The sequence below is a fragment of the Niallia taxi genome (genome assembly GCF_032818155.1).
GTDB classification, from domain to species: domain Bacteria; phylum Bacillota; class Bacilli; order Bacillales; family Cytobacillaceae; genus Niallia; species Niallia taxi_A.
Genome location: NZ_CP102589.1, coordinates 1,234,439 through 1,260,591, shown reverse-complemented (window position 1 = coordinate 1,260,591; position 26,153 = coordinate 1,234,439). Strand labels below are relative to the sequence as shown.

Below are 26,153 nucleotides of genomic sequence, written 5' to 3'. Positions count from 1 at the left end.
TTTTTGTATCCTCTTTCACTTTATACAATGTGTCCAAACTAATCAAGAATGAGATTGTTTTGAAAGCGGATACAAACTGACTTTTTTTCCGATATTCATCTTTTAGTCACTATTACCTATTAGGTCCCAGCTTAATAAATTAGCTGGGACCCAATAGTATATTATGATCAATAGAAGCTAAGCAGTCTTACAGGGATGCTTTGTATATAGCGCGAACGTCTTCTGCCTTCAATAAATTAAAGCGTCCGAATTCTCCTCTTGCCATTGCTCTGTCAACCATTAGCTCAAGCTTGCTGTCATCAATATCATAGTCTGCAAGCGTTGATGGTGCACCGATGCTGTTCCAGAATTCTCTCAGTTTTTCGATGCCTTCCAATCCAGCTTGCTCATCTGTTTTACCTTCTGGGTCCACTCCAAATACTCTTACAGCAAGCTGCTTGAATCTTGAAGGCTTCACACTCAGGTTATGCTTCATCCAGTTAGGGAAAAGAATGGCAAGTCCTCCTCCGTGCGGAATGTCATAAACAGCTGACACCGCATGCTCAATATTATGTGTTGCCCAATCTCCTTGGTAACCCATGTTAAGCATGCCGTTTAATGCCATTGTGCCGGAATATAGGATTGTTGAACGATATTCAAAATTCTCCAAGTCCTCAACAAGTTTAGGACCTGTTTCCATCACGGTCTTCAGTAAAGACTCACACATATAATCTTGGAATTGTGTGTTCTCTTCTAAATGGAAATAATGCTCAAGAACATGTGACATCATATCTACAATTCCATAAATCGTTTGGTTTTTTGGCACTGTATATGTATTCTCTGGATCAAGAATAGAGAAAACAGGGAATGTTAATGGGCTTCCCCAGCCATACTTTTCTTGTGTTTCCCAATTAGTAATAACAGAACCTGAGTTCATCTCAGAGCCTGTAGCAGCAAGTGTTAATACTGTTCCAAATGGTACTGCTTGTGTAGGTATTGCTTTTCTTGTCACAATATCCCATGGATCTCCATCATATTTAGCGCCGACAGAAATAGCTTTTGTACAATCAATAACACTTCCGCCGCCAACAGCTAAAATAAAATCAATTCCTTCTGTCTTACAGATATCTACACCTCTTTGAACAGTTGTTAAACGAGGGTTTGGCTCTACTCCTGACAGTTCAAACACTTCTTTATTATTTTCTTTTAAGATGCCAACAACTTGGTCATAAAGGCCGCTGCGTTTAATGCTTCCTCCACCATAAACGAGAAGGATTTTATTTCCGTACGGAGCAAGCTGATCCGCGAGCTGCGATAATTGGCCCTTCCCAAAAATCAATTTTGTCGGGTTATAAAATGTGAAATTATTCATGCTCACTTTTCCTCCTATAATCAATATTAATGCTCCTTTTGTTCCTAAAATGAAGAAATCAGCAGGAGGACACTACTTATTATTTACTAAATTAATTCGAAAATCAAAAGAAATGAACTGACATTGCCAAGTTACTTACCAAACATTATCTTACCCAAAAAAAAGAAAAAATGCAGAATAGCCAATGCATAAATGCAATTGCTTTGCAAAAGATAATAAGGAATCCAATACAAGGAGGAAATGAACATGAGTGGTATTCAAAGAACAGCATTAGTGTTGACAATTATAGGAGCAATAAATTGGGGACTAATTGGATTTTTTCAATTTGATTTAGTAGCAGCCATTTTTGGCGGGCAAGAATCTGCATTATCTAGAATCATCTATGGATTGGTTGGACTTGCAGGCTTAATCAATTTAGGACTCCTATTCAAGCCTAGTGCCGAAGTATCTCGTGAACCTGAACCAAGATCAATTAAATAACAAAAAAAAGCAGAATGCGTGAGCATCCTGCTTTTTTTTTATTACTTCTTAATTAAATCGCTGCGGTTTGATTGGTCAATCCACTCTTGCAATTTGTCTTTAAGTGTATTGAAGCCTTGGCTGCTGTCTGCATCAACAGTAACAGGAGCTGCTTGGCGCTTAGCGCGAGGTTTTTTTGTTTTTTCAGCATCTGCTGGAGCTGCCGGTGCTTCTTCAGTAGCACGGATAGATAATCCGATTTTTCCTGCATTTCCATCAACAGATAGAACTTTCACTTTAACTTCGTCGCCAACTTTAAGGAATTCATTGATATCCTTAACATAGCCATGTGTTACTTCTGAAATATGAACAAGCCCTTGTTGGTTTTCGTCTAGAGAAACGAAAGCGCCGTATGGCTGAATTCCAGTTACCTTTCCTGTTAATACACTTCCAACTTCGATTTTATCTGACATGAGAACACTCCTAGTATTTTATATATTAATTTTTCCTTTAATATGCATTATAAAATTATATCACAAAAGATACGTTAATACAAAAAGTATTTTTATATCGCTGTGCTTTAATCAAGACATTTAAAGTTTTCACAAATATTACTTAATAAATGCTAGCAGAATATTTCCAAACAAAAAAAGGACCGTTCTAACGAACGGACCATTATTGTCTGTATCTATCTGTAAAATCCTTCATTCTTTTCAAAGCTTCTTGCAGTTGTTCTAATGAGGATGCATAGGAACAACGAATATGGCCTTCTCCACTCTCACCGAAAACATTTCCTGGTACGACTGCTACTTTTTCTTCCATTAATAGCTTCTCTGCAAATTGCTCTGATGTTAATCCTGTTGCTGTAATGTCAGGGAATGCATAGAATGCTCCGCCGGGAATATGACAGCTTAAGCCCATATCGTTTAATGACTGTACAACAAGATTTCGTCTGCGGCGATAGCTTTTTCTCATATCCTCGACATCATTGCTGCCAGATTTCAGTGCCTCAAGTCCAGCAAACTGTGCCATTGTAGGTGCACACATTAAACTGTATTGATGAATTTTAAGCATAGCCTGCGTTAATTCCTCTGGTGCACACACAAAGCCAAGTCTCCAACCAGTCATGGCAAATCCTTTGGAAAAACCGGAAATGAGCAACGTTCTGTCCCACATTTCGTTTATTGCAGCCATACTAGTGTATTCCTCGTCATAGCATAGCTCTGCATAAATCTCATCTGAAATTATCAGTAAATCATGCTTTTTAGCAACATTTGCGATTGCCTCTAATTCAGATGCAGACAAAAGAGAGCCTGTCGGATTGCTCGGCGAACAAATCATGATTGCTTTTGTTTTTGCTGTTATTACAGCTTCAAGCTGTTCAGGAAGTACCTTAAATTCATTTTCCTTTAATGTTTGTACAGGAACGGGGTTGCCTCCTGCCAAGGTAACGAGCGGTGCATAGGCAACAAAGCATGGCTCAAGCACAATAACTTCCTCATCTGGATTTAAGATTGCTCTTAAAGCAATATCAATTGCTTGACTTGCACCAACTGTTACAATAATTTCTGATTTAGGATTATACTCAACATGAAACCTTCTGTTCATATAAGAGGATATTTCCTCTCTCAGCTCCAGCATACCTGGATTTGCCGTATAGGAAGTATAGCCTTGCTCCAAGGAGAGAATAGCGGCTTCCCTTGCAGACCATGATGTTACAAAGTCTGGCTCCCCAACGCCAAGTGAGATGACTCCTTCCATGTTGGATGCCAAATCAAAAAATCTCCTTATGCCCGAAGGCTTCATTTCCGCAACTTTGTCGGCAATATAGCTTTTTGTCTGATTCATCACGGTGACACCACTATCCTTTTATCATCATTATTCGGTTCAAAAATTGTCCCATCATGCTTGTATTGCTTAAGGATAAAATGAGTTGTCGTTGACAAGACTGAATCCAATGTGGACAGCTTTTCTGACACAAATCTAGCCACATCGTTCATTGATTTTCCTTCAATAATAACAGACAGATCGTATGTCCCTGACATTAAGTATAATGATTTCACTTCTTTGAAGCGGTAGATTCTTTGTGCAACCTCGTCGAAGCCAACTCCACGCTTTGGTGTCACCTTAACATCGATCATTGCGGTAACGCCTTCATGACCCTCCACTTTCGACCAGTCCACAATGCTCGTATAGCGGACAACTACTTTCATATCTTCCAATTTTGCTACAATTTCTTTAGTCGTCTGCAAATCTTCCTCAATCATTTTAGAGATATCTTCATCTGTAATACGGGCGTTTTTTTCTAAAATTTCTGCCACTTCGATTTCTTTTTCTGTCAACTTCATTTATATCCCTCCAAAATTTTTGAGTGAAAAATTTTCCCCTGATTAAAGGGCACAAGAACCGCTTTCCTTTGTAAGCAATAGCTTTGCTGAAATAGAAACACAATTTTCCATCGGAATCGTTTCTTCGAAGGAAAACTCGTATATCTCCTGAATTTTTACTGCAAGTTCCTCTACATTGTCGATTTTATGGACAGCATAGACACAATCTGCAATTTCGGTATCATAATTTCCCTCCCCGATTTTGAAGGGATCCCATTCATTCAAAAGCATTACTAGCTCTACGTTCACTTCTTGATTATCCATACTTTCACCTTTATTCCTATTTTGCTGTCCATATTTTATCATAAAATATGTGCCGTTAACACGATTACAATTAAAATGGGCTAAATTTTTGCTGTGGATTTTTAGAACCAGCACAGACCAATTAGCCCCATTATTTACTTCATACATTTTATTGCACAATCATTGACAAAATAGAAAACGAGGAATATCCTAAGATAAAGTTGCACTAAGGAAACATTTTATCGTATAGGAAAAAACCAAAAGAAATCAGGTGAACAAAGTGGAAAGAAGTAAACAGGCTTCTCATGTAGATTCTGTTTTAAATGGTCCTAAAGGAATTAAAAAGTTTCTGCCGTTTCTTGGTCCTGCCTTTATCGCTGCCATTGCTTATATTGATCCAGGTAATTTTGCTACAAATATCGCTGCAGGCTCCCAATACGGTTATTTATTATTATGGGTTATCTTGTTTTCTAATATTATGGCCTTAATCATTCAATCATTATCTGCAAAGTTAGGAATTGCTACAGGAAAAAACCTCGCCGAAGTAGCAAGAGAGGAATTTCCTAAACCCGTAAGCATCGGCTTATGGATTCAAGGTGAACTAGTCATTATCGCTACCGATTTAGCCGAATTCATTGGTGCTGCACTAGGTATTTATTTACTTTTCGGCATCCCAATGCTTGAATCCAGCATCATTGCTGCAATCGGCAGCTTTGCTATATTGGAGCTGCAAAGAAGAGGCTACCGCTCCCTTGAGGCTGGAATTACAGCGATGCTGTTCATCGTTGTCTTATCATTTATTGCACAAATGTTTTTTGCTAAACCAGATTTACAGTCTGTCATGCATGGTTTATTTACGCCACAGTTCAAAGGTACTGACAGTGTACTGCTTGCTGCAGGGATACTTGGGGCAACTGTTATGCCACATGCGATCTATTTACACTCTGCCTTAACTCAAAAGCGAATTGTCGGCAGAACGGACCAAGAAAAGAAAATGATCTTCCGTTTTGAGTTCTTTGATATCCTTATTGCCATGTTGATTGCAGGTTTTATCAATGCTGCTATGCTAATCGTTGCAAGTGCATTATTCCATGCAAATGGCTTTGTTGTTAATGATCTTGATGTTGCCTTCACGCATTTTGAGCAATTAGTTAGTCCGTTATCTGCCATATTATTCGGTTTAGGACTTTTAATTGCAGGCTTGTCCAGCTCTTCTGTTGGTACAATGTCTGGCGATGTTATCATGCAGGGCTTCATCAATTTCCGAATTCCGATTTATGTTAGAAGGCTGATTACCATTATCCCGCCGATCATCATCATTGCTTCAGGGGTTAACCCAACTTCAGCATTAGTATTAAGCCAGGTTATCCTGTCCTTTGGTATTGGCTTTGCTTTAATCCCACTAATTATGTTTACTAGCAGTAAACGAATTATGGGCAGTTTACGAAATACAAGGATAATAACTGTCCTCTCTTGGATTATTGCGACAGTTATCGTGCTATTAAACTTATTCTTGCTTTACGATACTTTTTTCTAAGGATTACTACAATTACAAAAAAAGCATGTGAACCAATGAGTTCCATGCTTTTTTTGGCTATTTTTTTATTTCTCCACACGAAACTCTGTTCCCAGAATCTCCAGCAGGCTGTGTCATTCCATCGTCTGCTTGTTCTGTTATAACGATAGAAGTTCCCTTTGGTGTAAATAATGAATTTTTCGCATCTCGCAGTGTAACCTGCGGTGCCATTAGCTCTGCCTTTACCGAACCATCTGCCTCAACAATAATATTGGGAAGGTCCCCTGCATGAGCTCCTTTCGGCTGAAGCAAGCCATGCTCTTTGTCCTCAGGATTTAAGTGATTACCAGCGCTCTGAAACTCAGGAGCCTCACATTTTCCTATTTCATGAATGTGAATACCATGCACTCCAGGTGTTAGCCCCTTTAAATTAACCGTGAGCATCACCCCTGATGTTTGCTCCTCTATATTGATTGTACCTAAGGAATCGCCGACATCATTAAACATTTCTACATCTACCTTAGATACATCTCCTGACGCACAACCTGCAATAATAAGAAGTGCCGCTATCATAGGCATGATTTTTTTCATTTACGAACTCCTCCAATATCGATAATAGGAGTATTATTTGTAGAAATAAGCAAATTATGCCGGTTCTTCTATTTCTAACATAACTAGTGGATATGGTACTATTTAAGAAAGATTGTACTAGGAGGCGTATGAAATGGATTTTGCAGTTGGTAATAAGGTTACAGCCATTTATAAAACAGGAAAATACATCGGTGAAATTACAGATATTCGCAGCAATAGCTATTTGGTTCGAGTATTGGCAGTGCTTAAGCACCCTATGCAAGGTGATTTACATAACCCAAAGCAGGCAGAGGGCGTCTTTTTTCATGAAAGGAAGGCACTTTCATTCAGAGAGCAAATGAACACACCTAAGCCAATGGTAAAACCATATGAAGGGGAAATACCTGAGTACAGGACATCTCTTTTACAAGCTGTTGATAAAATGCGAACAGAACTTACGGAGGACAATTCAGCATTTGCGGAAAAAAGCTTAAAAAATCTTGAAATACTTGAAACGGAGTATAACCGCGTATACAAAAATGCCTAATGGCTGACATTCTAAAAAAACAGCAAAAAAATAAAAGGGTGGCAACTAGTTAAACTTAGCTGTCAATCCTTTTTTTTACGCAAATTTATTATAAAATTGGGATAAATCAATCAAATCACCGATTGTCGTCGTTTCTGTATTTCCTAAATACCTTTTGTCTTTTTCGACGAATTTAAATATATCAAAGGTTGTAAGGGCATCATCCAATGCTCGATGGTGTTTTCCTGTCCCTTCACTGCCATATTCTCGCACTGCTTTCCACAGCCCTGTCTGATTTTGGTCTCCAAAAAACCTTTTGTACTCCATGGACAGATCCACTTCACTACAGAATTGAGGAAATGCCGCCCCTGCCATGCTGCAATTGTTTTTAAGTACCTTCATGTCCATATTGCCCCATGTTACCACAGTATTCGAGTAGCCACTGCCCATCTCCGTGATTTTTTCCAGCAAGCCTAAGAATGTAATTCCGTTATCGACTTGCTCCTGAGTAATATGTAAGAAGGACTTACATCGCTCTGAAAGAATGGGAAATTTATTAGGAGCCACATAGGCAGAAAAGGTTTCTCTTATCTTGTCATTTACGACAGCAACGATGCCGACTTCAATAATTTCCGGCTGAAACCCTTTATATTTAGTGTTTCTTTCTGGCATTGTAAATTCAAAGTCTATAAATAAATGCTGTTGCTGTTTCTCCATCTTTTCACCTTCTTTCTTCAGAATATCCGGTCGACTAAATTTTATAAAAGCCTTTTCTTCTATTATAACAGAATATTCACGAAGCTTTAAAATTTTCTATTTATTTTTTTATTACCTTAAATGATAATATTTTATCCTGTTTTTTTGCAAAATACTTCATGCATACATGCAAAAAATCCTTTATGCTTTTATTAACATCTTGATAATGAGGGAAAAGAAATGAGAAGAAAACTCGGAATTATCTTTACACTTTTAATGCTGTTTAGTTTAGTTGCTGTCCTTTATATGACAACAGTAGAAAAAAAGAAATACGTAAGCTTTCATAAATTTTTAGATGACAGTATTCCGCTGGCTTCCATGAAGCTTGCTCAATCAAGCTATATAACCGATAATGACGGGAAAATCATTTCGGAAATCACCCCTTCTACAGGAAATAGAAAAATTGTGCCAAAAGAAGAAATCCCCCAATATGTGAGGAACTTGTTTATATTATCTGAGGATCAACATTTTTATGACCATGTCGGGTTTGACCTTCCTGCTATCGGAAGAGCTATACTGACTAATGCAGAATCAGATTCAATCGAACAAGGCGGAAGTACTATCACACAACAGCTAGCAAGGAATATGTTTCAGTCCTACGACAAGACATACAACCGAAAACTGAAGGAACTGCTTTATGCCTACGAATTAGAAAGAAAATGGACAAAGGAAGAAATCCTGACACAATATATTAATGCCGTTTATTTTGCTAATAACATATATGGCCTAGAAGCAGCAGCAAATTATTATTTCAGCAGCAAGGCCAGCGACCTGTCAAAAGCAGAGCTTACTTTTTTGGCAAGCATACCTAACAACCCAACAATCTATGATCCAATTACTCATTTTGAGCAAACGAAAAAAAGACAAGCTCGCTTGATACAGTTAATGAAGAAGGAAGGTAAGATTTCCGCAAAGGAATCAGAGCAAATGTCCCAAGAAAAAATCACGCTCCGCCTTCAAAAGAAAACAGATCTTTATCCTGATTATGTCACATATGTAGAGGATGAATTAAGAGCACTTGTTTCCGTAAAAACAGGCTATGCAGAAAAAATAAAACATGCAGATGAACAGGAAACAGAGATACTTAGCAAAAAACTTGATGCAGAGGTCCAAAATGTTCTTGAGCAAGGGATTGTTATTCAAACGGGATTAGATCGCAAGCTGCAGGATAAAGCTGTCAATGCTGTTAAAAGCTCACTTAGCTCCATAGATGCAGATGGAGCTGCTGCTGTCATCAACCATAACAGCCATACAATCAGCGCACTTGCTGGCGGAAAAAAGTATCAAAAATATGAATTTAACAGAAGTTATCAGGCATATCGTCAGCCTGGATCTGCCATTAAGCCACTGCTTGTGTACGGACCTTATCTTCAGGAAACAGGCAAGAATATCTCGAGTCTTGTGAATGCAGACGATTTTTGTAAGGATGGCTATTGTCCGCAAAATTACAGTGGACGAGGATATGGCAATGTGACATTAGAGCAGGCTTTTATTCACTCCTATAATACGCCTGCTGTCAGGCTTGTTGATGAAATTGGATTAGAGACTGCATTTGGCTATTTAGCTCATTTTCCATTTAAGAAGGTCACAGAAAAGGATGTTCATTTGTCCTCTGCAATCGGCGGATTCACGACAGGAATGTCACCATTAGAGTTAACAAATGCTTACACGGTTTTTGGTAATGACGGCAACTTTGAAAGCTCTCATGCTATTACCTCTGTTACAGATCTTGACGGTAAACTGCTATATAAATGGGATGAACAAGAAGAAGCTGTTTGGAATTCAGACACAAACGACAAAATGAGAGCACTGCTCAAAAAAACAGTCACTGCCGGAACAGCCAAAAAGGCAAGCTTTTCTTCTGCTTATCTCGGAGGCAAAACAGGTACTACTAATGATTATAAAGACTACTGGATGGTCGGATTATCCAAGGATATCACCGTCGGCGTCTGGGTAGGAAACGATACACCAACAAATCTGAAGAGCATCGAAAGCAAAGCACCACATTTGTCCATTTGGAAAAAGATAATGATGCCATAAAAATTATTTGTTCCTGGATATATGGGTTTAAGAATAAAATGGACAGCAATGAATAAAGGTTATTGTTTAGAACGCAGAAAGGCTTCGGCGCACTAAGCACCGAAGCCCTTTCTGTATCAGTATATCCATCTTAAATGGGCAGGCTTCCAATAATAGCATTGTAAAGCTTAATACATAACAAAATGAATCCGGTTATCATGACAGCCCATGTCAATACTTGAAAAAAGATATAAAATACAATGCCACTAAAACTGAGGCTACTGCTCGCTGAATTGACAAAATAGACGAAATAAACAAGCGTTGTCACAACAAAAATACCAAGCAAAAGTGCATAGCTGTAAACACCAAAAAGAGACAGAATGCTTCCGCAAAAATAGATTAAGCTTCCTTTCCTTGTCTTAATCAAGCTATCACCTTTTGAATCAATCGAAAAAAATAATAACGATAATCCATTCAAAGTATCTGCAATAAGTTTCAGTGCAGATAAGGCCATAAAAATAAAAACACAAAAAAACAGCAATAATGCGAGCCTTATCCCTGTTTCTGAAAAAAACTCTAGCAGTCCTTCATACATTCCCAGCCTCTTAAAAACATCAATAATACTTGATTGAATACGGATAGCAAATGATAAACTAAAAAAACTTATTGAAAAAAGCGGAAAGTAACTTGTCAAATAAGTATTCATCTATTCCCTTTTTATCTCCTTATACTAAACATTATCTTAACCACACTGTGTTTATTGTAGTAAAAAAGTCATTATTGTGCAAAACTCTATAGAAAAGCGATTGCCCTCACTTCTATTTTTTTCCTAATGAAAACATTTATACCTCCTACTTTTTTTGAAGGATTAAGCTCTCTCCGTTTGCATCAAAATGATTCGAACAACAGCAAATAAACTTTATTGTAATATGTACCAACAAATTACAAGGCTAACAAGATATAAAGAAGAGCATATTATTATTGTCCTGTTACGGACAAACTTGAACCGGGGTGAAACTAAATGGAAAATATTCGTGAAGGCTTAATTCCAACTGTTTTAGGTACTGCAGTAACAACAGCTGGTATTGTAATGAAACAAAATCGCAGAATCGATTCCATGATTTCTAATACTGTGTTCGGCTTTGGCTTGGCACATATTGTATTAGGAGCCATTGATTTAGTGGAGCACCGTAATAAGTAAAATTCCAAGCATTAGTGCGAAATGTAGTTTTTTCGCCTAATGCTTTTTTATTTCTCCAAAGTATAGAAAAGTGCTTAAATTGTTCATATGAAAAACAGGGGAAGAATACGATTAAATATCCACTACTTAAAAGTGATTGGAGTGAATATTATGTATAGACAACATTCTCATCGCTGTTACCCCTTTTCACCAATACCTATTCACCCATATTTGTACTACCCATATCCATTTCGCCAGCTGCCAGAAGTAAAGCCAGACCAGTTTGTGAAGAGCGCTCAAAATAGCTTGATATTGCTAACAGATGCAAGGACTCTTATGACAAGATTTCAATCAAAGGATTATGCAAGACGGATTATGCAAGCAGCACAATCCTCCAATACCAATGCTGTTAACGAATTACTGCGAACAAGCGGAATTACACATCTCCCAAAGGTAAAATATAACCCTGACGGAATTACATTGGATTTTGATAATAAAAATGCTCCTCCTTGCTGTTATTTAACGTTAAAGCTGCGCTGGAGCGAGATTTAAAAAAGAAAAAACCCGCATACATTTATGCGGGAGATAACTGCTTAATAATAAGGGTATGGTCCGTACGGGCCAGGGCCATAAGGAACCGGACCATACGGGACTGGTGGTCCATAAAAATAAGGTCTTGGTCTTACTAAAGCTCCGCCTACTGCTCCACCAACTAATCCGCCTATTAAACCACCAACTAACGGTGCGCCAAAAAATATTCTCGAGTCATGAGGATGTCTATATCCATACATATGTTGCATTGCCTCCTCTTCATTGTGTTCTATTTATCCTTACTCTATTACATATGCATCTGTCCCTTTTTTGGACTGGGCACCAGCCTTACATAAGGAAATTCCCCTAAGTTATAGGCTTGGGGGAATTCATTATTTTAAGCACCTTTCACCCACTGCTTGTTTATACTATAGGGAAATCTTTAACTACAGGAGGATAATCATATAGATGAATGAGTTATTCGATCTTACAGGAAAGACGGCTATCGTAACAGGTGGTGGAAGAGGGTTAGGAAAGGAAATGGCTGCATGCTTAGGAGAAGCTGGTGCCAATATTGTTATTTGTTCGAGAAAGCTTGAAAATTGCAGTGAAACAGTAGAATTTCTTAAAGAAAAGGGAATTCAAGCAATCGCACTTGCTTGTGATGTAGCAAATCAAAAGGAAATAGAAGAAGTAATTGTAAAAACCGAGGAACAGTTTGGCTCGATTGATATCCTTATTAATAATAGCGGAACTTCCTGGATAGCTCCTACATTAGATTATCCTGAGGATAAATGGGACAAAGTCATGGATGTTAATGTAAAGGGAGCGTTCTTATTTTCACAAGCCGCTGCCAAAAAAATGCTTCAGCAAAAGTCAGGGAAAATTATCAATATCTCCTCCGTAACTGCTTTATTCGGCACACACCCACTCTTTTTAGACGCCATTGCTTATAACACAAGCAAGGGTGCCATTATCACATTAACAAAAGAACTGGCAGTTAAGCTCGCTCCTTATAATATTCAAGTGAATGCAATAGCGCCTGGCTTTTTCCCAACAAAGATAACATCTGTCTTAGAGAAACACGAAAAACAGCTTTTGATGAAGATACCTGCACATAGGGCTGGTGATTCGAAAGATTTAAGAGGACTGACACTTTTATTAGCAGGTTCTGGTTCTGACTATATTACCGGACAGACAATTGCCATAGATGGCGGCATGTCATCCATGCTTTAAGAGTAGCTTAGCAAGTAATAAAAAAAATAATGAACAATAAAGAAAGGATGTTTTTTATGGGTCAGGTTACCTTAGATGTGTATGATTTACTGAAGCGAGGAGGAACTTTCCTTCAATTCCAAATCAACAATATGATTCAAAATCAGCTCAATAATTATTCCTTAATTGAATTAGCTAAATCACAACCAAAAGCGCTTGCCAAAAAAATTAAAACAGTTCAAAAATATACAGAACAGACGGCTACCATTTTGAATTTCCCAACAAAAACGGATTTATCGAATGCTACACAGCTAATTATTCAATCAGAAGAAAAAATTGATAATATTGATGACCAGATTTATGAAATGACAAGAATGCTGCAAGAGATGAAGAAGCTTGTTGAAAAGATTGCTTCTAGCGATGAAACAAATTCTGAACCGGTTTCGCTTATTTTAAGTGGGGAAATCGCCAAACAAGAGGAAGAAATAGCATCCCTTCAAAAAGAAATGCTGGATGTTAAACAGAAAATGGCCGAGCAAAAGGAACAGTTTTATTTGACAGAAGCATCCTCTGACGACCCTTATAAGGTGAATTAATTATGGTAATTAAACGATTTTCCAAATTTTTTGGGGCAATTACGGAGGAAGATATACCAGTCGGCCTCTCCGAAAAATACCCTATTTGGAAGAAAAACAAAACAACCCTTTGGTATTATCCAGCTCCACAAAAAAAATTCAAGGAACCGATTTTCCTTATTTATTCTATTGTTAATAAGGCATATATTTTAGACTTGGCTCCATCAATCAGTTTGATTGAGTCCTTTACAAATGCTGGATATGACACTTATTTAATTGACTTTGGCATTCCTGGCTTTGAAGATCGCGACACATCAATTGATGACTATATTACAAAGTATATTGATAAGGGCTACCAGCGCGCACTGCGCCATGCTGGCACAGATGAAATGACGGTCATTGGCTTTTGCCTCGGTGGAACACTTGCAGCCGTTTTTGCGGCAGTTACGAAGGCAAAGATAAAAAATCTTATATTAGCTGTATCACCAATTGATTTTTCTAGTTTCCCTATGTATGATAAATGGCTTAAAGCACTCCGCAACGGCGAAATAGAAATGGAGGAATTTACTGATGCCATTTCCATGGTTCCTCCGGACTTTATTAAATATGGAACTAGAATGATTGCTGCACCTGTGTCCTACAGCCACTATTTGGCATTGCTGCACAGAGTCGATGACCCAAAATACCGTGAGAAATGGCTGAGAATGAACAAATGGACCCTTGATCATATCCCGCTTCCGGGCAAGGCATTCAAGCAGCTTATGAATGACTATATCCGTGATAACAAAATCGTGGAAGGCGGCTTGGAAATTAACGGAGAGCCTGTTGACTTTAGAAATATTACTTGTAACCTGCTGGTTTTTTCCACTAAATATGATCCACTTGTCCCAAGCACCCTATGTGAGCCTATCATGGACGTCGTTGGTAGTGAGGATAAGACATTCGTTTTGTTTGAAGGTGGTCATGCATCGTTAGTTGCTAACAAAAACATGCCTTATCCAATGGAAGAATGGCTTTATAACCATTGCATAGAGATAAATGGAGCGGACTCTTATTAATCCCCTTGAATAAAAAGAAGCTGTGCCTTATGTGCACAGCTTCTTTTTTGTTAATCTTCTTGGCCAAATCTTTCGACCAATAAAGCTAACGTTCTTGTCATGACGCCTGTAGCACCCGCTTTTTGCAGCTCTGAGTTTTTACTCGTATAGGATGTACCTGCAATATCCAAATGTACCCATGGTGTGCCTTCTGCAAATTCTCCAATAAAAGCACCCGCAACAATAGCATGTCCTTCTCTCCCAGGAGAATTATTTAAGTCTGCCACTGGACTATTTCTTACTCTTTTTTTATGGCTTTCAAAAATCGGCAATCTCCAGATAGGTTCTCTGGCTTCATACGATGCCTCAAGTACTTGTTCAAACAGCAATTCATCATTCGTCATTGCACCTGTCGTTTCCATCCCAAGTGCAACAATGACACCACCTGTTAATGTCGCAACATCAACAAGATAGTTTGCGCCATGATGCTTCGCATAAGTAACAGCATCTGCCAGCACTAATCGGCCCTCAGCATCGGTGTTCAACACTTCAATTGTTTTTCCACTCATAGATGTAATAACATCATCCGGTTTAAAGGCAGATCCGCTTATCATATTGTCTGTTGAAGCAATAACAGCCACAACGTTCTGTTCTGGCTTAAGCTCTCCGACAATCTCCATTGCGCCAAGCACTGCTGCAGCACCGCCCATATCTGTCTTCATTCCGACAATGCCGTCCTTCGTTTTGATCGAATAGCCACCAGTGTCAAAGGTAATTCCTTTCCCGACAAGACCGATAACATCTGTCCATTCTTCTTTTCCTTGATATTTAAGAACAATCATCTTAGGAGGTTCTGTCGAGCCTTGGTTTACAGCAAGAATTGCTCCCATGCCAAGCTTAAGCATATCCTCTTTCTCAAGTATTTCGACTTCAAATCCATATTTTCCACCGAGCTTTTCTGCATATGCAGCCATATCCGTTGCAGTCAGCATATTACCTGGCAAATTAACAAGTGTTCTTGCCGAATTTGTTCCGTTTCCATATGTATAGCCTACATTTGCAGCAGCACGAACTTCTTCCTCATCTGTTTCACTGTATAGAATGATTTCTTCTATCTTCTTTTCTGGCTCATTTGATTTTTGCTTATAGCCTGTATATTCATATGTAGACAATGCAAATGCTTCTGCTAATGCATGTGCAGCATCAAGCGAGTCAAGGGCATCATTACTAAAAGAGTTCAACAGAACGGCAGCTTGTTGATACTTCCATTTCGATAACTCTTGAAAAACAGCACCGTAAACTTCTTGCAAATCATGAAAGGACAACTCCTTTTGTTTTCCCAATCCTGCAAAAATGATTCTTTTGGCACCAACCTTACCAAACGTATGAACGATATGTATTTGTTTTTTCTTTGCGGAAAGGTCGCTTTCCTTCAATAAATTTGTCAGCTCACCGCCAAAGGCTTCGTCCAATTCGGCTAATTGGCCTTCCAGTTTAATAGATTTCTCAAACAATCCGACTACTATACATTCTAATTTATCTGTAAAATTCCATTCTTGTTTTAATGTAAACATTCCTATTAATTCCTCCATTCTTCTAATCCATTCTCTATTATAGCGGACCGTTAGATATTTCGTATAGCTAATTAGTTTTTCACTATCAGAAAATTGCTTTTTTTAAGTAGAACTTCATCATTTTGGTTATGTTATAATAGTAATAAAGTGATTTTCTTTCAATTAACACTATTTCCATAATTGCGGTCTTTTATTATAGTGATGACAAGTATTACTTAATGAAAAGATTAATTTGCTGCAATAAGGGTAATGTTTTATTTTATAGAAATACATAACCTTGAGGTGATTTTTTTTGGAACTGCTTATTAACTTTCCTTTTTTAGCAAGTCTTGCAGCAATTTTCTTCGCTCAATTCGTAAAGGTTCCTATTACTTTTTTTGTTACAAAAAAAATTGATTGGTCGCTGCTAACAAGTACAGGAGGAATGCCTAGTTCTCATTCGGCTGCAGTAACGGCACTATCCACAGGGGTAGCCTTAGAAACTGGTGCTGATTCTCCGATTTTCGCAGTTTCTGCTATCTTCGCAATCATCACTATGTTTGATGCAACAGGGGTAAGAAGGCAAGCTGGAGAACAAGCTATTGTTCTTAATCAACTTGTGAATGATTTTAATAAATTTGTGGAGGATGCAAAGGACTGGCAGCAAAAACCTGAGCAGCAGAAAAGAAAACAGCTGAAGGAGCTTCTTGGACATAAACCGATTGAAGTTTTCTTTGGAGGTCTTACCGGAATTGCACTGACACTTCTACTTGATTTAATCTTTCGATAAAAAAAAGCTCCACAAGATTTTCTTGTGGAGCTTTTTTTTTATTTACTTTCAGCACTAGTATATTGCGAACGGAAAACCTGCATAGCCTTTGCTTCATTAAAGGCTGTTAAGGTATCCTCTGTCAATTTTCCTTTACCCATTTCAACTACGTATACGTCAACTGTTTTCTTGCCCCATTGATTGTAGACATCATCGACTGTTTCATAATATAAGTCAAGCTTGTTTCCTTTTATCGCAGATCCAGTATCTGCTACTACCCCAAAACCATAGTCAGGAATAAAAAGCACTGTTCCAATCGGGAAAACACTTATGTCAGCAGCAATTGTGCTGTATAAATCTCTTTTTACTTTCACTCCAGAGTATGTAATGCCAAATGACGGATGATTAGGATTTTTTCCTGTCGATTCATAACCAGCTGTATAGCCCGTAGCCACAACTTGCCTTTTTTGGTATTGAGACCAATCTCTATCTTCAAGCAATGGCGGGTTTCCTTCCACCTCTGTGCTAGAAGATATTTGCGTCGTATCAGCAAAGGCTTCCTTCAAGTTTTTGAAACCAACGCCAATTTGTTTAAATGTATGGTTGAGATAGTTATCTTCTTTTGTTTCCTCATTATTTGAAAGATGGAATGAACTTGCTTGAACGCCTGAAATGGATTGAAATGTTGTTAATAGTGCTGCAACGAAAAGGAAGGTCATTCCGACCCTTCTAAGAATTTTTTTATTTGTCATATAATTCAACTCCTCCAAAACTATTCATTTCCCAAAATAGAGACAATTATTCACAAATAGTTTAAAAGAGAAGCTTTTTTCCTAGTAAATTAACAAAAATTGTTATAAAAATACGGTTTATTTCTGGAATAAAGCATATTTTTAGCGTTTATGCTGGCTATTAAAGCTTGCAGCTTACTCGCATAGTTCCCTGTATATGCTCTATTTATAAGCATTTATTGAATGTTTTACATATTTTAAGAGAAGATATAAAATCAAAAAAGTGAGAAATAATATCAATTATGATATGATATTGATTAGAATTTTAACTTTATGTAGGAGGGTATCTTCATTGAAAGAGGACCAAACAATTTATGACATAACGGTTATTGGCGGTGGGCCAGTAGGGATGTTTACTGCGTTTTACGGAGGTATGAGACAAGCTACCGTAAAAATCATCGAAAGTCTTCCTCATTTAGGCGGACAGCTTACTGCACTTTATCCTGAAAAATATATATACGACATTGCCGGCTTCCCGAAAGTCCGTGCACAAGAGCTTGTTGATAACCTACAGGCACAAATGGATAAGTTTGAGCAGGCAATTGTACTAGAGCAATCTGTTCAAGGCTTGGAAAAACAGGCTGACGGTGTGTTTAAATTAACTACAGACAAAGAAGTTCACTTCACTAAAACTGTGGTTATCACTGCTGGAAACGGCGCTTTTCAACCGCGGAAGCTTGAATTAGAGCAAGCAAAGAATTTCGAAGGCAAAAACCTGCATTACTTCATCAATGACCTAAATCAATTTGCAGGCAAAAAAGTAATGGTATTTGGCGGCGGAGATTCGGCGGTAGACTGGGCAATGATGCTTGAGCCTATTGCTGACACTGTATACCTTGCACACAGAAGAGATAAATTCCGTGCACACGAACACAGTGTCGAAAACTTGAAGAACTCAAGTGTGCAAATTAAAACTCCTTATATTCCTTCAGAGCTTATTGGAGAAGAAGCAATTAAACAAGTTGTGCTTGAAAATGTGCAAACACAAGAAAAAGAAGTGATTGATGTTGATGCAGTTATCGTCAACTACGGATTTGTTTCTTCACTTGGACCAATTAAACAGTGGGACTTGGCAATTGAAAAGAACTCTATTGTAGTTAACAGCAAGATGGAAACAAATATTCCAGGAATATATGCAGCTGGCGACATCTGCACATATGACGGCAAAGTTAAGTTGATTGCATCTGGCTTTGGCGAAGCACCAACTGCGGTAAACAACGCAAAATCATATCTTGATCCAAAAGCAAGAGTACAGCCGCTTCACAGTACATCTATGTTTAAGGATGAATAAGAAAAAGCCTTTTCCGAATTTCGGAAAAGGCTTTAAATATTTTAGCACTCTTCTGGAGTACCTGCATTTACTGCTGTGCGGAAGGATGAACCGCATCCGCAAGATGCAATTGCGTTTGGATTATCGATTGTGAAACCGCCGCCCATTAAGGATTGTTTGAAATCAATTTTTGTTCCTTTTAAGATGGCTGTATCGTTATTATCAACAATAACTTGTATGCCGTGCTGTTCTGTCAAGTAGTCATTATCTTCTTTTTCTGGTGCGAAGCCCATACCATAAGATAAGCCGCTGCAGCCTCCACCTTTAATCGCTACTCTTAAGAAAGAGCCTTCTTCCTCATTTTCCTTCATCATTTCTTTTATTTGTAATGCTGCCGCTTCCGTTATATGCAATACTTCTTCTGTCATGAATATATCCTCCATTTCGTTAATTAGCCTTTCTCTATATTATATACCTCAAAACACAACTACTCAACTTGTGCAACTCGCTAAAAGCATACCAATTAATTGCAATACCTTTAATCGAAAGGTCATGTTTTTTTTCAAAAAATACAAATTCAAAATAGGTATTTAATCTCAAAAACATGTATAATGATAGTATAATATAACTATTTTTTTACGAGAGGTATGAGAAAATGACGACCATTGGACCTCTTTATGACAAAAAGTGCATATGTCCTTTATGTACTGCCCATTTTACAACAAAAAAAATGCGCTCTAGATTCATTAAAGCGAAAGGCTTTGATTCTGACTTTTTTCCATTTTATGAAGAGCATAATCCAACTTTGTATTATGTTAATGTTTGTCCACTATGCGGATTTGCCTATTCAGACGAAGCAGAAATTCGTTTAAAGGAAGCAGAAAAAGCCATTCTTATTAAAAACATCTCGAGCAACTGGGTGCCGCAAAACTTCGGGGAGACCAGGACAATAGGTGACAGTATCAAAACGTACAAGCTTGCTGCCTATGCAGGTATATTGAGAAACGACAGACATATAGCGATTGCAGGGCTATACATACGACTGGCATGGCTTTATCGATTGCTGGAGGATAGAAATGAGGAAACACGCTTTATGCAGCTCGCACTAACACAATATGAACTTTCTTACTCTACTGGAGATTTTCTTGGTACACAAGTATCTGAATTGAAAACGCTATACTTAGCTGGTGAGCTTTCCAGAAGAACGCAAAAAATAGAGCAAGCTGTCAAATACTTTTCAAAGGTAATAGAACAGCAAAGCAGAACGGTTGAGACAAAAATTATCAGTCTAGCAAAAGATGGCTGGCATAAAATTAGAGAATTACAACAAGCATAAAAGGCAGGCGATTCTAAGCCTGCCTTTTATGCTTACTATATTTAAAACATCGGATTTTCTTCAATATGCTTGTACACATTTTCTACAAGCTCCTTAGATGTTTCACCTGTTACTATTTCTCCATCCACCAATGCAAATAATGCTTCTCCGCATTGTCCGCACATGCCTAAACAGCCATAATCTATAACATCCAGTTTATCATCCTGTTCTAAGAGCAGCTTTGCCTCCTCTGAACCGGATGCTAGATTGCTTAAACAAAATTCAATAATCGGTTTAAACAATTTAATCACCTCTTCAATAAAACATATACTAACTTTTTTTGTTTTATTTATCAAGCATTACTATGTTTCTTATTTCTTGTTCATTTAAGAATAAACTGCCTATTCCTCATAATATACTCTTAAAGAATGACAACTAAAATTGGAAGCAAGCATGCCCTGTTACATGCAGACCTTTGTTCAAATACAAACATAATACGTACTAATGGGGAGGTTATATGAAAAAACTAATTATTCTCGGCGGCGGCTATGGTGGTATGACGCTTCTATCCCGACTGATTTCTAATCTACCATATAATATAATGGTCATCCTTATCGATAAAGCCCCTTACCATTTTTTGAAAACAGAATTCTATGCTCTTGCAGCAGGAACCGTTTCAGATGAGCATATTAGGGTCCCCTTTCCAAAGCATCCCCAAGTATCCATTCTAAATGCAGAAGTAGCCAGTATTGACAGATCAGTAAATGCAGTGAACCTAGTTAATGGAGAAAGTATTGAATATGATGATTTAGTTATTGGCTTAGGCTGTGAAGATAATTTTCATGGTATAACGGGAGCCGCTGAGTTTACACATAGCATTCAAACAAAAAGCAAGACACAAAAAACGTATACAGAGCTTAATAACTTGGCAGCTGGAGCAAAAGTGGCAATTATCGGAGGTGGGTTAAGTGGTGTAGAACTCGCTTCAGAATTAGCAGAAAACAGGCCAGACCTGAATATTACCTTGTTTGATCGAGGAAGCACCATTCTTTCCTCCTATCCGCCAAAGGTGAGCGCTTATGTAGAAAAGTGGTTTGAGGACCACCATGTAGATCTTCACAAAAACTCAAATATAACATTAATTGAAGAAAATACTGTATTTAATAAGGAAGAACCACTCCCCTTTGATTGCATTGTCTGGACTGCTGGTGTCATGCCAAGCAAGATTGTTGCTGACCTGACAGTCGCGAAGGATAAAAAAGGTCGCATATTGTTAACAGACCTTCATCACTTGCCTGCTGATGACAAGATATTTGTGGTTGGAGACTGTGCCAGCCTTAATCTGCCGCCGAGTGCACAGCTGGCAGAAAAACAGGCGGAGCAAGTCGCAGCAGTTCTTATTGCCCGTTGGAAAGGAGCAAAGCCGCCCTCCTTACCACCAATAAAATTAAAGGGAATATTAGGCTCGCTTGGGAAAAAACACGGTTTTGGGCTTGTTGCTAACACTGCCTTAACTGGTCGAATTCCAAGAATTTTAAAGCATAGTATTTTGTGGAAGGACAAAAATAAAAAAAAAAGCTAATACACTCTGTCTATAAAAAATGGACAAAACGATAATTATGCTGATAGACATTATTATTCGGTCTAAACTTACCTGAACTATTACGCTAACTTCCAGCGTAATAGTTCAGGTATTTTTGCTGCTTTGTCACCCAGAATGAAGGGAAGTTCTCACAATCTAACCTGGCCTTACAATCTGACTCCTCCCCGCTTTAATTACTGGGAGCTAAAATAGCCGTACTTCTCAAATTCCTCATAGATACGCTTTAGCTTTGGATTTCCTTCACCAATTATTTCATTCTCAATTACTACAACTGGATAAAATAAATCCTCTTCAATGACTCTATGGCAAAATGCATTTTTTTCTTCATCGTAATTTGCTTGGAAAATATCATAATAATGAATTTTAAAGCTTTGATCAGGGAATTTTCTGCTTATGGCAGCCTGCAGCCACTCATATGTATCCTTTGAAGAAGGGAGATTTACACAGCTGGCACAGATTTGCTCTGCTCCGTATATGCTGACTTCGAGCTCTTTTTTCATTAATCTTCCTCTCTTTCCTGCTTGTTTTCTGCTTTGCAGTGTTGACATTTACACTCTTTAAAGAGACAATGCAAAATGGAATTGATTGTTTAATGTTTTCGTGTTTCTAGAATAGATTTTTCTCTTTAATGTGATTATAATAAATTATAGGAAAGGAGTCGATATGAATGGCAGAATTAGAAATGAAAGAACAAGTACAAGAAGTATTAGATAAATTACGCCCATTCCTTTTAAGAGATGGTGGGGATTGTGAATTGGTAGATGTAGAAGACGGTATCGTTAAACTTCGTTTGCTAGGAGCTTGCGGAAGCTGCCCAAGTTCGACAATTACACTAAAAGCTGGTATTGAGCGTGCGCTTTTGGAAGAAGTTCCAGGCGTATATGAAGTAGAGCAAGTATTCTAATTACATTAACAGCTAAGAAATATAAAGGGCAGCCATCTCGGCTGCCCTTTTTATATACTCGTATAGGATTTTCCTTTCACAACTGCACCTTCCTTGTCCATCTCAACAGGAAGAAGGCTCATGCCTGGGAGAAGCTTCTGCAATCCAGCTTTTACTGCCTCCGTTTTTCCCTTTTCAATGAAACAAAGAACTGTCGGGCCTGCTCCGCTTAAAGCGACACCATAAGCCCCTAAAGGAGGAGCCTCTTTTTCAATCAGCTCCAAGTGTGGCACAAGCTGCTTTCGGTACGGCTGATGGTATTTATCAAGAGACATCATCTTTCCTGCAAGCTTATCGTTACCTGTCAGCAAGGCAGCAACAAGCAGGTTTGAAACTGCCCCTGCTGCAACTGCTTCAGAAAAAGGCATCGCTGCTGGCAGAACATTCCTTGCTGCTTTTGTAAGAAGCTCTTCATTAGGAACAATCGCCAGCAGTTCCAGTTCCACAGAATGGATTACCTCAACATCTGCTTCCTCACCAAGCTGACAGCCGACTACAAGTCCGCCGAAAATACTTGCTCCAACATTATCTGGATGGCCCTCCATATTAGTGGCAATAATGAATTTCTCCTCTTTAGTTAAACAGAGCTCACCTAATGCATCTGCAAGTTCGATTGCTGCGACAATTGCTGATGCACTGGAACCAAGCCCTCTTGCCAAAGGAATCTCACTCGCAACTGTTACTCTGCATGGCGGCAATTCCTTGTTGTATTGCTTTGCCACTTGTAAGGCTGTAGCAATGATGAAGTTGCTTTCGTCTGCAGGAAATGCCTTCAGCTCTTCTGAAAGGGGAATAACCTCCCATTTTTCTGCAGGAGAAGCTTGCAACTCCAAATAAAGGCTTAAAGACAAACCAATGCTGTCAAATCCCGGTCCTAGATTTGCTGTGCTTGCCGGAACCTTAATTTGGAGCATTTCGCTCTCCATCATATATGAACGACTCCCTTAATATGAGCGGCAACGGCTTTTTCATCATTTGGAAGAACGACCGGCTTAAGCGGACTTACATCAATTGCTGTATTTGGATCTTTTAAGCCATTACCTGTCAATACTGCTACTATCTTACTTCCTTTAGCGATTTTTCCGCTTTGCAGATGCTTGTAAACTCCTGCGATCGATGCACATGAACCAGGTTCTGCAAACACACCTTCCTTCGCGGCAATCAAGCGATATGCTGCAATAATTTCTTCATCTGTCACTTCATCAATAATGCCTTCTGATTCCTGCTGGGCTTGTACAGCCAGCTTCCAGCTTGCAGGGTTTCCGATACGAATAGCTGTTGCAATTGTTTCCGGATTTTCAAACACGCGGTTATGAACAATCGCTGCTGCGCCAGCTGCTTCAAATCCATGGATTTTTGGAAGTCCTGTTTGTTTTACTTCATTATATTCCTTAAAGCCTTTCCAGTATGCGCTGATATTACCGGCATTTCCAACTGGGATTGCCAAAATATCAGGCGCACCGCCAAGTTGGTCACATACCTCAAATGCAGCTGTCTTTTGGCCTTCCAGTCTGTATGGATTAACAGAATTCACAAGAGCAACAGGCTCTGTTTCACTTATTTTGCGCACCATCTGCAACGCCTGGTCAAAGTTCCCTTCTATAGAAATGATCTCTGCACCATACATAACAGCTTGCGCTAATTTACCCATCGCGATTTTCCCTTCCGGAATGACAACGATACAGCGCATCCCTGCACGTGTTGCATATGCAGCTGCGGCAGCGGATGTGTTACCTGTAGACGCACAAATAACAGTGGAATTGCCTTCCTCCTTCGCCTTTGCGACAGCCATAACCATTCCTCTGTCCTTAAAGGAGCCAGTTGGATTCGTTCCCTCTGTTTTTACATACAGCTCTACTCCCCATTCTTGAGACAGGTGTTCTAGCTTTATTAAAGGCGTATTTCCCTCATTTAATGTCAATTTTGGTGTATTTTCGTTTACTGGTAAATATTCTTTATATTCTTCAAGCAGGCCATTCCATCTCATTACTTAGTTCCCCCTTCTACACGGTAAGAGCTTTTTACTGTTCGGACAGATGATAAGTCTCTTAATTGAATTAATATATTTTCATAATTTAACAAGGATGCGTGATGTGTAATTAAAACTATTTCTGCCATGCCCTTTTCCTTAACAGGCAATTGCAATATCTTCTCAAAACTAACGCCATTTTCAGAAAATATGGATGTAATTTCAGCAAATACGCCAACTGCATCTTCTACTTGCAGACGAAGGAAGTATTTGGAGTACATTTCGTCTGGTTTCTTCAAGTTTTTCTTAAACTGCGGTGAAGTTGCAGTTTTTCCATTAACACCAAGTCTCATGTTCTTAAGAACATTAACCAAGTCAGAAACGACAGCTGTAGCTGTTGGCATACTGCCCGCGCCCGGTCCGTAAAACATCGTTTCACCAACTGCCTCTCCATAAACATATACAGCATTAAATTCATTATTGACTGCTGCCAGTGGATGGCTGTCAATTAAGAAGGCTGGCTGTACGCTAACTTCCACCTTTTCATCCTGTCGATGGGCAAAACCAATTAGCTTCATCGTATATCCAAGCTGTTTACCATATTGGATATCTTCCTCTGTCACCTTTGTAATACCTTCTACCTTTACATCCTCAAGGCTGATATTCATGGAAAATCCTAATGTTGCCAATATCGTCATTTTGCGTGCTGCATCTAAACCTTCTACATCTGATGTCGGATCGCTTTCCGCAAACCCAAGCCTTTGCGCCTCTTCTAATACCTCTTCATATGCTTTGCCCTGCTTGGTCATTTTTGTAAGAATGAAATTCGTTGTGCCATTCACAATACCCATCATTTTTGTAATGTGATCTGATGCAAGTCCATCGACAAGTCCTCTAATGATAGGAATTCCACCTGCAACGCTTGCCTCGTAGAAAAGGTCACAGTTATTATCTGAAGCTACCTGTAAAAGCTTCGCACCGTGGACGGCCATTAAATCCTTGTTGGCTGTAACAACGTGTTTGCGGTTTTTTAGAGCGTGAAGTAATTTTTCCTTCGTCTCTTCGACACCGCCCATTACTTCGATAATTACATCTATTTCTGGATCATTCAAAATTTCATCTGGATTTGTTGTTAACATGTCAGTTGCAATTGAAACATCCCGGTCTTTATCTATATTTTTCACAAGTATCTTTTTTACTTTTACCGGACAGCCAATCTGGTGCATGATTTTATCTTGATGGTTCTCAATAATTTTCACAACACCTGTACCTACAGTGCCCAATCCAAGCAGTCCTATTGATATTGTCTCCACTTTGCCATTCCCCCTAAGGTGTTCTCCATAAACATACAACTGTCTTCGTATAGTAGACATTATAGTGTTTGTTCTGTTTTTTTACAAGAGGTGAATTGTATATTCTTTGAAAATTTATTCAACTCTTACTTTTGTCATTTTACTGTTTTTTCTATTATAAAGTAATTCACTAGAAAAAGGGCAACTATTTTGGAAAGGATTCCCGGCATCATTCATGGGGAATTAGTATTGCCGGGAAGTTGCTGACATTTGATGCGGCACT

Annotated in this window: 31 protein-coding genes; 14 read left to right on the top strand and 17 right to left on the bottom strand. The window is 38.6% G+C overall.

The window, feature by feature from the left end:
• Window positions 1-187 precede the first annotated feature (187 nt).
• Window positions 188-1,351, bottom strand: a complete 1,164-nt coding sequence (locus tag NQZ71_RS06110) for an iron-containing alcohol dehydrogenase (RefSeq protein WP_317011516.1) — start codon at window positions 1,349-1,351, stop codon at window positions 188-190.
• Between the two features lie 246 nt (window positions 1,352-1,597).
• Between NQZ71_RS06110 and NQZ71_RS06105 the strand changes: the two genes are divergently transcribed.
• The gene (locus tag NQZ71_RS06105; RefSeq protein WP_127737983.1) at window positions 1,598-1,831 is read left to right on the top strand and encodes a DUF378 domain-containing protein; all 234 of its coding nucleotides are present in this window, start codon (window positions 1,598-1,600) and stop codon (window positions 1,829-1,831) included.
• Window positions 1,832-1,872: 41 nt separating this feature from the next.
• On the opposite strand, the gene yugI is transcribed toward NQZ71_RS06105, so the two are convergent.
• The 4 genes from yugI to NQZ71_RS06085 form a co-directional block, all read right to left on the bottom strand.
• Window positions 1,873-2,283: a S1 domain-containing post-transcriptional regulator GSP13 gene (gene yugI, locus NQZ71_RS06100; protein ID WP_127737984.1), complete on the bottom strand. Its 411-nt coding sequence runs from the start codon at window positions 2,281-2,283 to the stop codon at window positions 1,873-1,875.
• A gap of 202 nt (window positions 2,284-2,485) precedes the next feature.
• On the bottom strand, window positions 2,486-3,658 hold the full coding sequence (locus tag NQZ71_RS06095; RefSeq protein WP_127737985.1) for an aminotransferase: 1,173 nt from the start codon (window positions 3,656-3,658) through the stop codon (window positions 2,486-2,488).
• Window positions 3,658-4,158: an Lrp/AsnC family transcriptional regulator gene (locus NQZ71_RS06090; protein WP_127737986.1), complete on the bottom strand. Its 501-nt coding sequence runs from the start codon at window positions 4,156-4,158 to the stop codon at window positions 3,658-3,660. Before NQZ71_RS06090 ends, NQZ71_RS06095 begins: the two co-directional genes overlap by 1 nt.
• 42 nt (window positions 4,159-4,200) lie before the next feature.
• A complete protein-coding gene (locus NQZ71_RS06085) occupies window positions 4,201-4,461 on the bottom strand; it encodes a DUF1871 family protein (RefSeq protein WP_144453500.1) in 261 nt (86 codons plus the stop codon).
• Between the two features lie 259 nt (window positions 4,462-4,720).
• Between NQZ71_RS06085 and NQZ71_RS06080 the strand changes: the two genes are divergently transcribed.
• Window positions 4,721-5,977: an Nramp family divalent metal transporter gene (locus NQZ71_RS06080; protein ID WP_225314795.1), complete on the top strand. Its 1,257-nt coding sequence runs from the start codon at window positions 4,721-4,723 to the stop codon at window positions 5,975-5,977.
• A 57-nt stretch (window positions 5,978-6,034) separates the two neighbouring features.
• On the opposite strand, the gene NQZ71_RS06075 is transcribed toward NQZ71_RS06080, so the two are convergent.
• A complete protein-coding gene (locus NQZ71_RS06075; RefSeq protein WP_144453504.1) occupies window positions 6,035-6,547 on the bottom strand; it encodes a superoxide dismutase family protein in 513 nt (170 codons plus the stop codon).
• A gap of 133 nt (window positions 6,548-6,680) precedes the next feature.
• Between NQZ71_RS06075 and NQZ71_RS06070 the strand changes: the two genes are divergently transcribed.
• Window positions 6,681-7,073 carry a kinase-associated lipoprotein KapB gene (locus NQZ71_RS06070; RefSeq protein WP_317011515.1) on the top strand — a complete coding sequence of 131 codons (393 nt, stop codon included), beginning with the start codon at window positions 6,681-6,683 and terminating at the stop codon, window positions 7,071-7,073.
• Window positions 7,074-7,148: 75 nt separating this feature from the next.
• Here NQZ71_RS06070 and kapD read toward each other — a convergent pair whose 3' ends face one another.
• Window positions 7,149-7,769, bottom strand: coding sequence for a 3'-5' exonuclease KapD (kapD, locus tag NQZ71_RS06065; RefSeq protein WP_144453508.1), 621 nt, complete (start codon window positions 7,767-7,769; stop codon window positions 7,149-7,151).
• A gap of 219 nt (window positions 7,770-7,988) precedes the next feature.
• Here kapD and NQZ71_RS06060 point away from each other — a divergent pair, with 219 nt between their 5' ends.
• Window positions 7,989-9,848: a transglycosylase domain-containing protein gene (locus NQZ71_RS06060; RefSeq protein ID WP_317011514.1), complete on the top strand. Its 1,860-nt coding sequence runs from the start codon at window positions 7,989-7,991 to the stop codon at window positions 9,846-9,848.
• Window positions 9,849-9,978: 130 nt separating this feature from the next.
• Here the strand turns inward: NQZ71_RS06060 and NQZ71_RS06055 are convergent, their stop codons facing one another.
• Window positions 9,979-10,533, bottom strand: a complete 555-nt coding sequence (locus tag NQZ71_RS06055) for a DUF5366 family protein (protein WP_144453511.1) — start codon at window positions 10,531-10,533, stop codon at window positions 9,979-9,981.
• Between the two features lie 315 nt (window positions 10,534-10,848).
• On the opposite strand from NQZ71_RS06055, the gene NQZ71_RS06050 reads away from it, so the two are divergent.
• A complete protein-coding gene (locus tag NQZ71_RS06050) occupies window positions 10,849-11,028 on the top strand; it encodes an asparagine synthase (RefSeq protein WP_127737994.1) in 180 nt (59 codons plus the stop codon).
• Between the two features lie 150 nt (window positions 11,029-11,178).
• Window positions 11,179-11,559 carry a YuzC family spore coat inner layer protein gene (locus NQZ71_RS06045; RefSeq protein WP_317011512.1) on the top strand — a complete coding sequence of 127 codons (381 nt, stop codon included), beginning with the start codon at window positions 11,179-11,181 and terminating at the stop codon, window positions 11,557-11,559.
• A 41-nt stretch (window positions 11,560-11,600) separates the two neighbouring features.
• On the opposite strand, the gene NQZ71_RS06040 is transcribed toward NQZ71_RS06045, so the two are convergent.
• Entirely contained in the window at window positions 11,601-11,798 is a 198-nt protein-coding gene (locus NQZ71_RS06040; RefSeq protein ID WP_127737996.1) for a hypothetical protein, read from the bottom strand.
• A gap of 208 nt (window positions 11,799-12,006) precedes the next feature.
• Between NQZ71_RS06040 and NQZ71_RS06035 the strand changes: the two genes are divergently transcribed.
• The 3 genes from NQZ71_RS06035 to NQZ71_RS06025 are packed head-to-tail and all read left to right on the top strand — an operon-like array spanning window position 12,007 to window position 14,386.
• Window positions 12,007-12,774: an SDR family oxidoreductase gene (locus NQZ71_RS06035; protein ID WP_260055223.1), complete on the top strand. Its 768-nt coding sequence runs from the start codon at window positions 12,007-12,009 to the stop codon at window positions 12,772-12,774.
• A gap of 56 nt (window positions 12,775-12,830) precedes the next feature.
• Window positions 12,831-13,349, top strand: coding sequence for a DUF3450 domain-containing protein (locus NQZ71_RS06030; protein WP_144453517.1), 519 nt, complete (start codon window positions 12,831-12,833; stop codon window positions 13,347-13,349).
• Between the two features lie 2 nt (window positions 13,350-13,351).
• A complete protein-coding gene (locus NQZ71_RS06025; protein ID WP_275009258.1) occupies window positions 13,352-14,386 on the top strand; it encodes an alpha/beta fold hydrolase in 1,035 nt (344 codons plus the stop codon).
• 50 nt (window positions 14,387-14,436) lie between these two features.
• Here NQZ71_RS06025 and NQZ71_RS06020 read toward each other — a convergent pair whose 3' ends face one another.
• Window positions 14,437-15,939: a leucyl aminopeptidase gene (locus NQZ71_RS06020; RefSeq protein WP_317011511.1), complete on the bottom strand. Its 1,503-nt coding sequence runs from the start codon at window positions 15,937-15,939 to the stop codon at window positions 14,437-14,439.
• Between the two features lie 292 nt (window positions 15,940-16,231).
• Between NQZ71_RS06020 and NQZ71_RS06015 the strand changes: the two genes are divergently transcribed.
• Window positions 16,232-16,708 carry a divergent PAP2 family protein gene (locus NQZ71_RS06015; protein ID WP_144453523.1) on the top strand — a complete coding sequence of 159 codons (477 nt, stop codon included), beginning with the start codon at window positions 16,232-16,234 and terminating at the stop codon, window positions 16,706-16,708.
• Between the two features lie 38 nt (window positions 16,709-16,746).
• Here the strand turns inward: NQZ71_RS06015 and NQZ71_RS06010 are convergent, their stop codons facing one another.
• Complete coding sequence (locus NQZ71_RS06010) at window positions 16,747-17,439, bottom strand: 3D domain-containing protein (RefSeq protein ID WP_144453525.1); 693 nt, start codon at window positions 17,437-17,439, stop codon at window positions 16,747-16,749.
• A gap of 331 nt (window positions 17,440-17,770) precedes the next feature.
• Between NQZ71_RS06010 and NQZ71_RS06005 the strand changes: the two genes are divergently transcribed.
• A complete protein-coding gene (locus NQZ71_RS06005; RefSeq protein WP_144453527.1) occupies window positions 17,771-18,769 on the top strand; it encodes an NAD(P)/FAD-dependent oxidoreductase in 999 nt (332 codons plus the stop codon).
• Window positions 18,770-18,810: 41 nt separating this feature from the next.
• Here NQZ71_RS06005 and NQZ71_RS06000 read toward each other — a convergent pair whose 3' ends face one another.
• Complete coding sequence (locus tag NQZ71_RS06000; protein WP_144453529.1) at window positions 18,811-19,176, bottom strand: HesB/IscA family protein; 366 nt, start codon at window positions 19,174-19,176, stop codon at window positions 18,811-18,813.
• A gap of 227 nt (window positions 19,177-19,403) precedes the next feature.
• Between NQZ71_RS06000 and NQZ71_RS05995 the strand changes: the two genes are divergently transcribed.
• Complete coding sequence (locus NQZ71_RS05995; protein ID WP_317011509.1) at window positions 19,404-20,084, top strand: DUF2225 domain-containing protein; 681 nt, start codon at window positions 19,404-19,406, stop codon at window positions 20,082-20,084.
• A 41-nt stretch (window positions 20,085-20,125) separates the two neighbouring features.
• On the opposite strand, the gene NQZ71_RS05990 is transcribed toward NQZ71_RS05995, so the two are convergent.
• Complete coding sequence (locus tag NQZ71_RS05990; RefSeq protein WP_127738006.1) at window positions 20,126-20,365, bottom strand: YuzB family protein; 240 nt, start codon at window positions 20,363-20,365, stop codon at window positions 20,126-20,128.
• Between the two features lie 215 nt (window positions 20,366-20,580).
• On the opposite strand from NQZ71_RS05990, the gene NQZ71_RS05985 reads away from it, so the two are divergent.
• Window positions 20,581-21,645 (top strand): NAD(P)/FAD-dependent oxidoreductase, encoded by a 1,065-nt coding sequence (locus tag NQZ71_RS05985; protein ID WP_317011507.1) that lies wholly within the window; start codon window positions 20,581-20,583, stop codon window positions 21,643-21,645.
• Window positions 21,646-21,839: 194 nt separating this feature from the next.
• Here NQZ71_RS05985 and NQZ71_RS05980 read toward each other — a convergent pair whose 3' ends face one another.
• Window positions 21,840-22,166 carry a YuzD family protein gene (locus tag NQZ71_RS05980; RefSeq protein ID WP_260055229.1) on the bottom strand — a complete coding sequence of 109 codons (327 nt, stop codon included), beginning with the start codon at window positions 22,164-22,166 and terminating at the stop codon, window positions 21,840-21,842.
• 167 nt (window positions 22,167-22,333) lie between these two features.
• Here NQZ71_RS05980 and NQZ71_RS05975 point away from each other — a divergent pair, with 167 nt between their 5' ends.
• On the top strand, window positions 22,334-22,570 hold the full coding sequence (locus NQZ71_RS05975) for a NifU family protein (RefSeq protein WP_127738008.1): 237 nt from the start codon (window positions 22,334-22,336) through the stop codon (window positions 22,568-22,570).
• A 50-nt stretch (window positions 22,571-22,620) separates the two neighbouring features.
• On the opposite strand, the gene thrB is transcribed toward NQZ71_RS05975, so the two are convergent.
• The 3 genes from thrB to NQZ71_RS05960 are packed head-to-tail and all read right to left on the bottom strand — an operon-like array spanning window position 22,621 to window position 25,891.
• A complete protein-coding gene (gene thrB / locus NQZ71_RS05970; protein ID WP_260055230.1) occupies window positions 22,621-23,538 on the bottom strand; it encodes a homoserine kinase in 918 nt (305 codons plus the stop codon).
• On the bottom strand, window positions 23,535-24,596 hold the full coding sequence (gene thrC / locus NQZ71_RS05965; protein ID WP_144453539.1) for a threonine synthase: 1,062 nt from the start codon (window positions 24,594-24,596) through the stop codon (window positions 23,535-23,537). Before thrC ends, thrB begins: the two co-directional genes overlap by 4 nt.
• Window positions 24,596-25,891: a homoserine dehydrogenase gene (locus NQZ71_RS05960; RefSeq protein ID WP_144453541.1), complete on the bottom strand. Its 1,296-nt coding sequence runs from the start codon at window positions 25,889-25,891 to the stop codon at window positions 24,596-24,598. The genes thrC and NQZ71_RS05960 overlap by 1 nt, the downstream gene beginning before the upstream one ends.
• Between the last annotated feature and the right edge of the window lie 262 nt (window positions 25,892-26,153).

Excerpts from the sequence above, each read along its gene's own strand:
- NQZ71_RS06085 (WP_144453500.1), bottom strand. The coding sequence starts at position 4,461 with ATGGATAATCAAGAAGTGAACGTAGAGCTAGTAATGCTTTTGAATGAA.
- NQZ71_RS06055 (WP_144453511.1), bottom strand. The coding sequence starts at position 10,533 with ATGAATACTTATTTGACAAGTTACTTTCCGCTTTTTTCAATAAGTTTT.
- NQZ71_RS06045 (WP_317011512.1), top strand. The coding sequence starts at position 11,179 with ATGTATAGACAACATTCTCATCGCTGTTACCCCTTTTCACCAATACCT.
- NQZ71_RS06010 (WP_144453525.1), bottom strand. The coding sequence starts at position 17,439 with ATGACAAATAAAAAAATTCTTAGAAGGGTCGGAATGACCTTCCTTTTC.
- NQZ71_RS06105 (WP_127737983.1), top strand. The coding sequence starts at position 1,598 with ATGAGTGGTATTCAAAGAACAGCATTAGTGTTGACAATTATAGGAGCA.
- NQZ71_RS06020 (WP_317011511.1), bottom strand. The coding sequence starts at position 15,939 with ATGTTTACATTAAAACAAGAATGGAATTTTACAGATAAATTAGAATGT.
- NQZ71_RS06035 (WP_260055223.1), top strand. The coding sequence starts at position 12,007 with ATGAATGAGTTATTCGATCTTACAGGAAAGACGGCTATCGTAACAGGT.
- NQZ71_RS06040 (WP_127737996.1), bottom strand. The coding sequence starts at position 11,798 with ATGTATGGATATAGACATCCTCATGACTCGAGAATATTTTTTGGCGCA.
- NQZ71_RS05980 (WP_260055229.1), bottom strand. The coding sequence starts at position 22,166 with ATGAAAAAAGAGCTCGAAGTCAGCATATACGGAGCAGAGCAAATCTGT.
- NQZ71_RS06070 (WP_317011515.1), top strand. The coding sequence starts at position 6,681 with ATGGATTTTGCAGTTGGTAATAAGGTTACAGCCATTTATAAAACAGGA.
- NQZ71_RS06110 (WP_317011516.1), bottom strand. The coding sequence starts at position 1,351 with ATGAATAATTTCACATTTTATAACCCGACAAAATTGATTTTTGGGAAG.
- NQZ71_RS05985 (WP_317011507.1), top strand. The coding sequence starts at position 20,581 with ATGAAAAAACTAATTATTCTCGGCGGCGGCTATGGTGGTATGACGCTT.
- NQZ71_RS06060 (WP_317011514.1), top strand. The coding sequence starts at position 7,989 with ATGAGAAGAAAACTCGGAATTATCTTTACACTTTTAATGCTGTTTAGT.
- NQZ71_RS06090 (WP_127737986.1), bottom strand. The coding sequence starts at position 4,158 with ATGAAGTTGACAGAAAAAGAAATCGAAGTGGCAGAAATTTTAGAAAAA.
- NQZ71_RS05995 (WP_317011509.1), top strand. The coding sequence starts at position 19,404 with ATGACGACCATTGGACCTCTTTATGACAAAAAGTGCATATGTCCTTTA.
- yugI (WP_127737984.1), bottom strand. The coding sequence starts at position 2,283 with ATGTCAGATAAAATCGAAGTTGGAAGTGTATTAACAGGAAAGGTAACT.
- NQZ71_RS06075 (WP_144453504.1), bottom strand. The coding sequence starts at position 6,547 with ATGAAAAAAATCATGCCTATGATAGCGGCACTTCTTATTATTGCAGGT.
- NQZ71_RS06025 (WP_275009258.1), top strand. The coding sequence starts at position 13,352 with ATGGTAATTAAACGATTTTCCAAATTTTTTGGGGCAATTACGGAGGAA.
- thrC (WP_144453539.1), bottom strand. The coding sequence starts at position 24,596 with ATGAGATGGAATGGCCTGCTTGAAGAATATAAAGAATATTTACCAGTA.
- NQZ71_RS06030 (WP_144453517.1), top strand. The coding sequence starts at position 12,831 with ATGGGTCAGGTTACCTTAGATGTGTATGATTTACTGAAGCGAGGAGGA.
- NQZ71_RS05975 (WP_127738008.1), top strand. The coding sequence starts at position 22,334 with ATGGCAGAATTAGAAATGAAAGAACAAGTACAAGAAGTATTAGATAAA.
- NQZ71_RS06095 (WP_127737985.1), bottom strand. The coding sequence starts at position 3,658 with ATGAATCAGACAAAAAGCTATATTGCCGACAAAGTTGCGGAAATGAAG.
- thrB (WP_260055230.1), bottom strand. The coding sequence starts at position 23,538 with ATGATGGAGAGCGAAATGCTCCAAATTAAGGTTCCGGCAAGCACAGCA.
- NQZ71_RS06000 (WP_144453529.1), bottom strand. The coding sequence starts at position 19,176 with ATGACAGAAGAAGTATTGCATATAACGGAAGCGGCAGCATTACAAATA.
- kapD (WP_144453508.1), bottom strand. The coding sequence starts at position 7,769 with ATGGAGAAACAGCAACAGCATTTATTTATAGACTTTGAATTTACAATG.
- NQZ71_RS06050 (WP_127737994.1), top strand. The coding sequence starts at position 10,849 with ATGGAAAATATTCGTGAAGGCTTAATTCCAACTGTTTTAGGTACTGCA.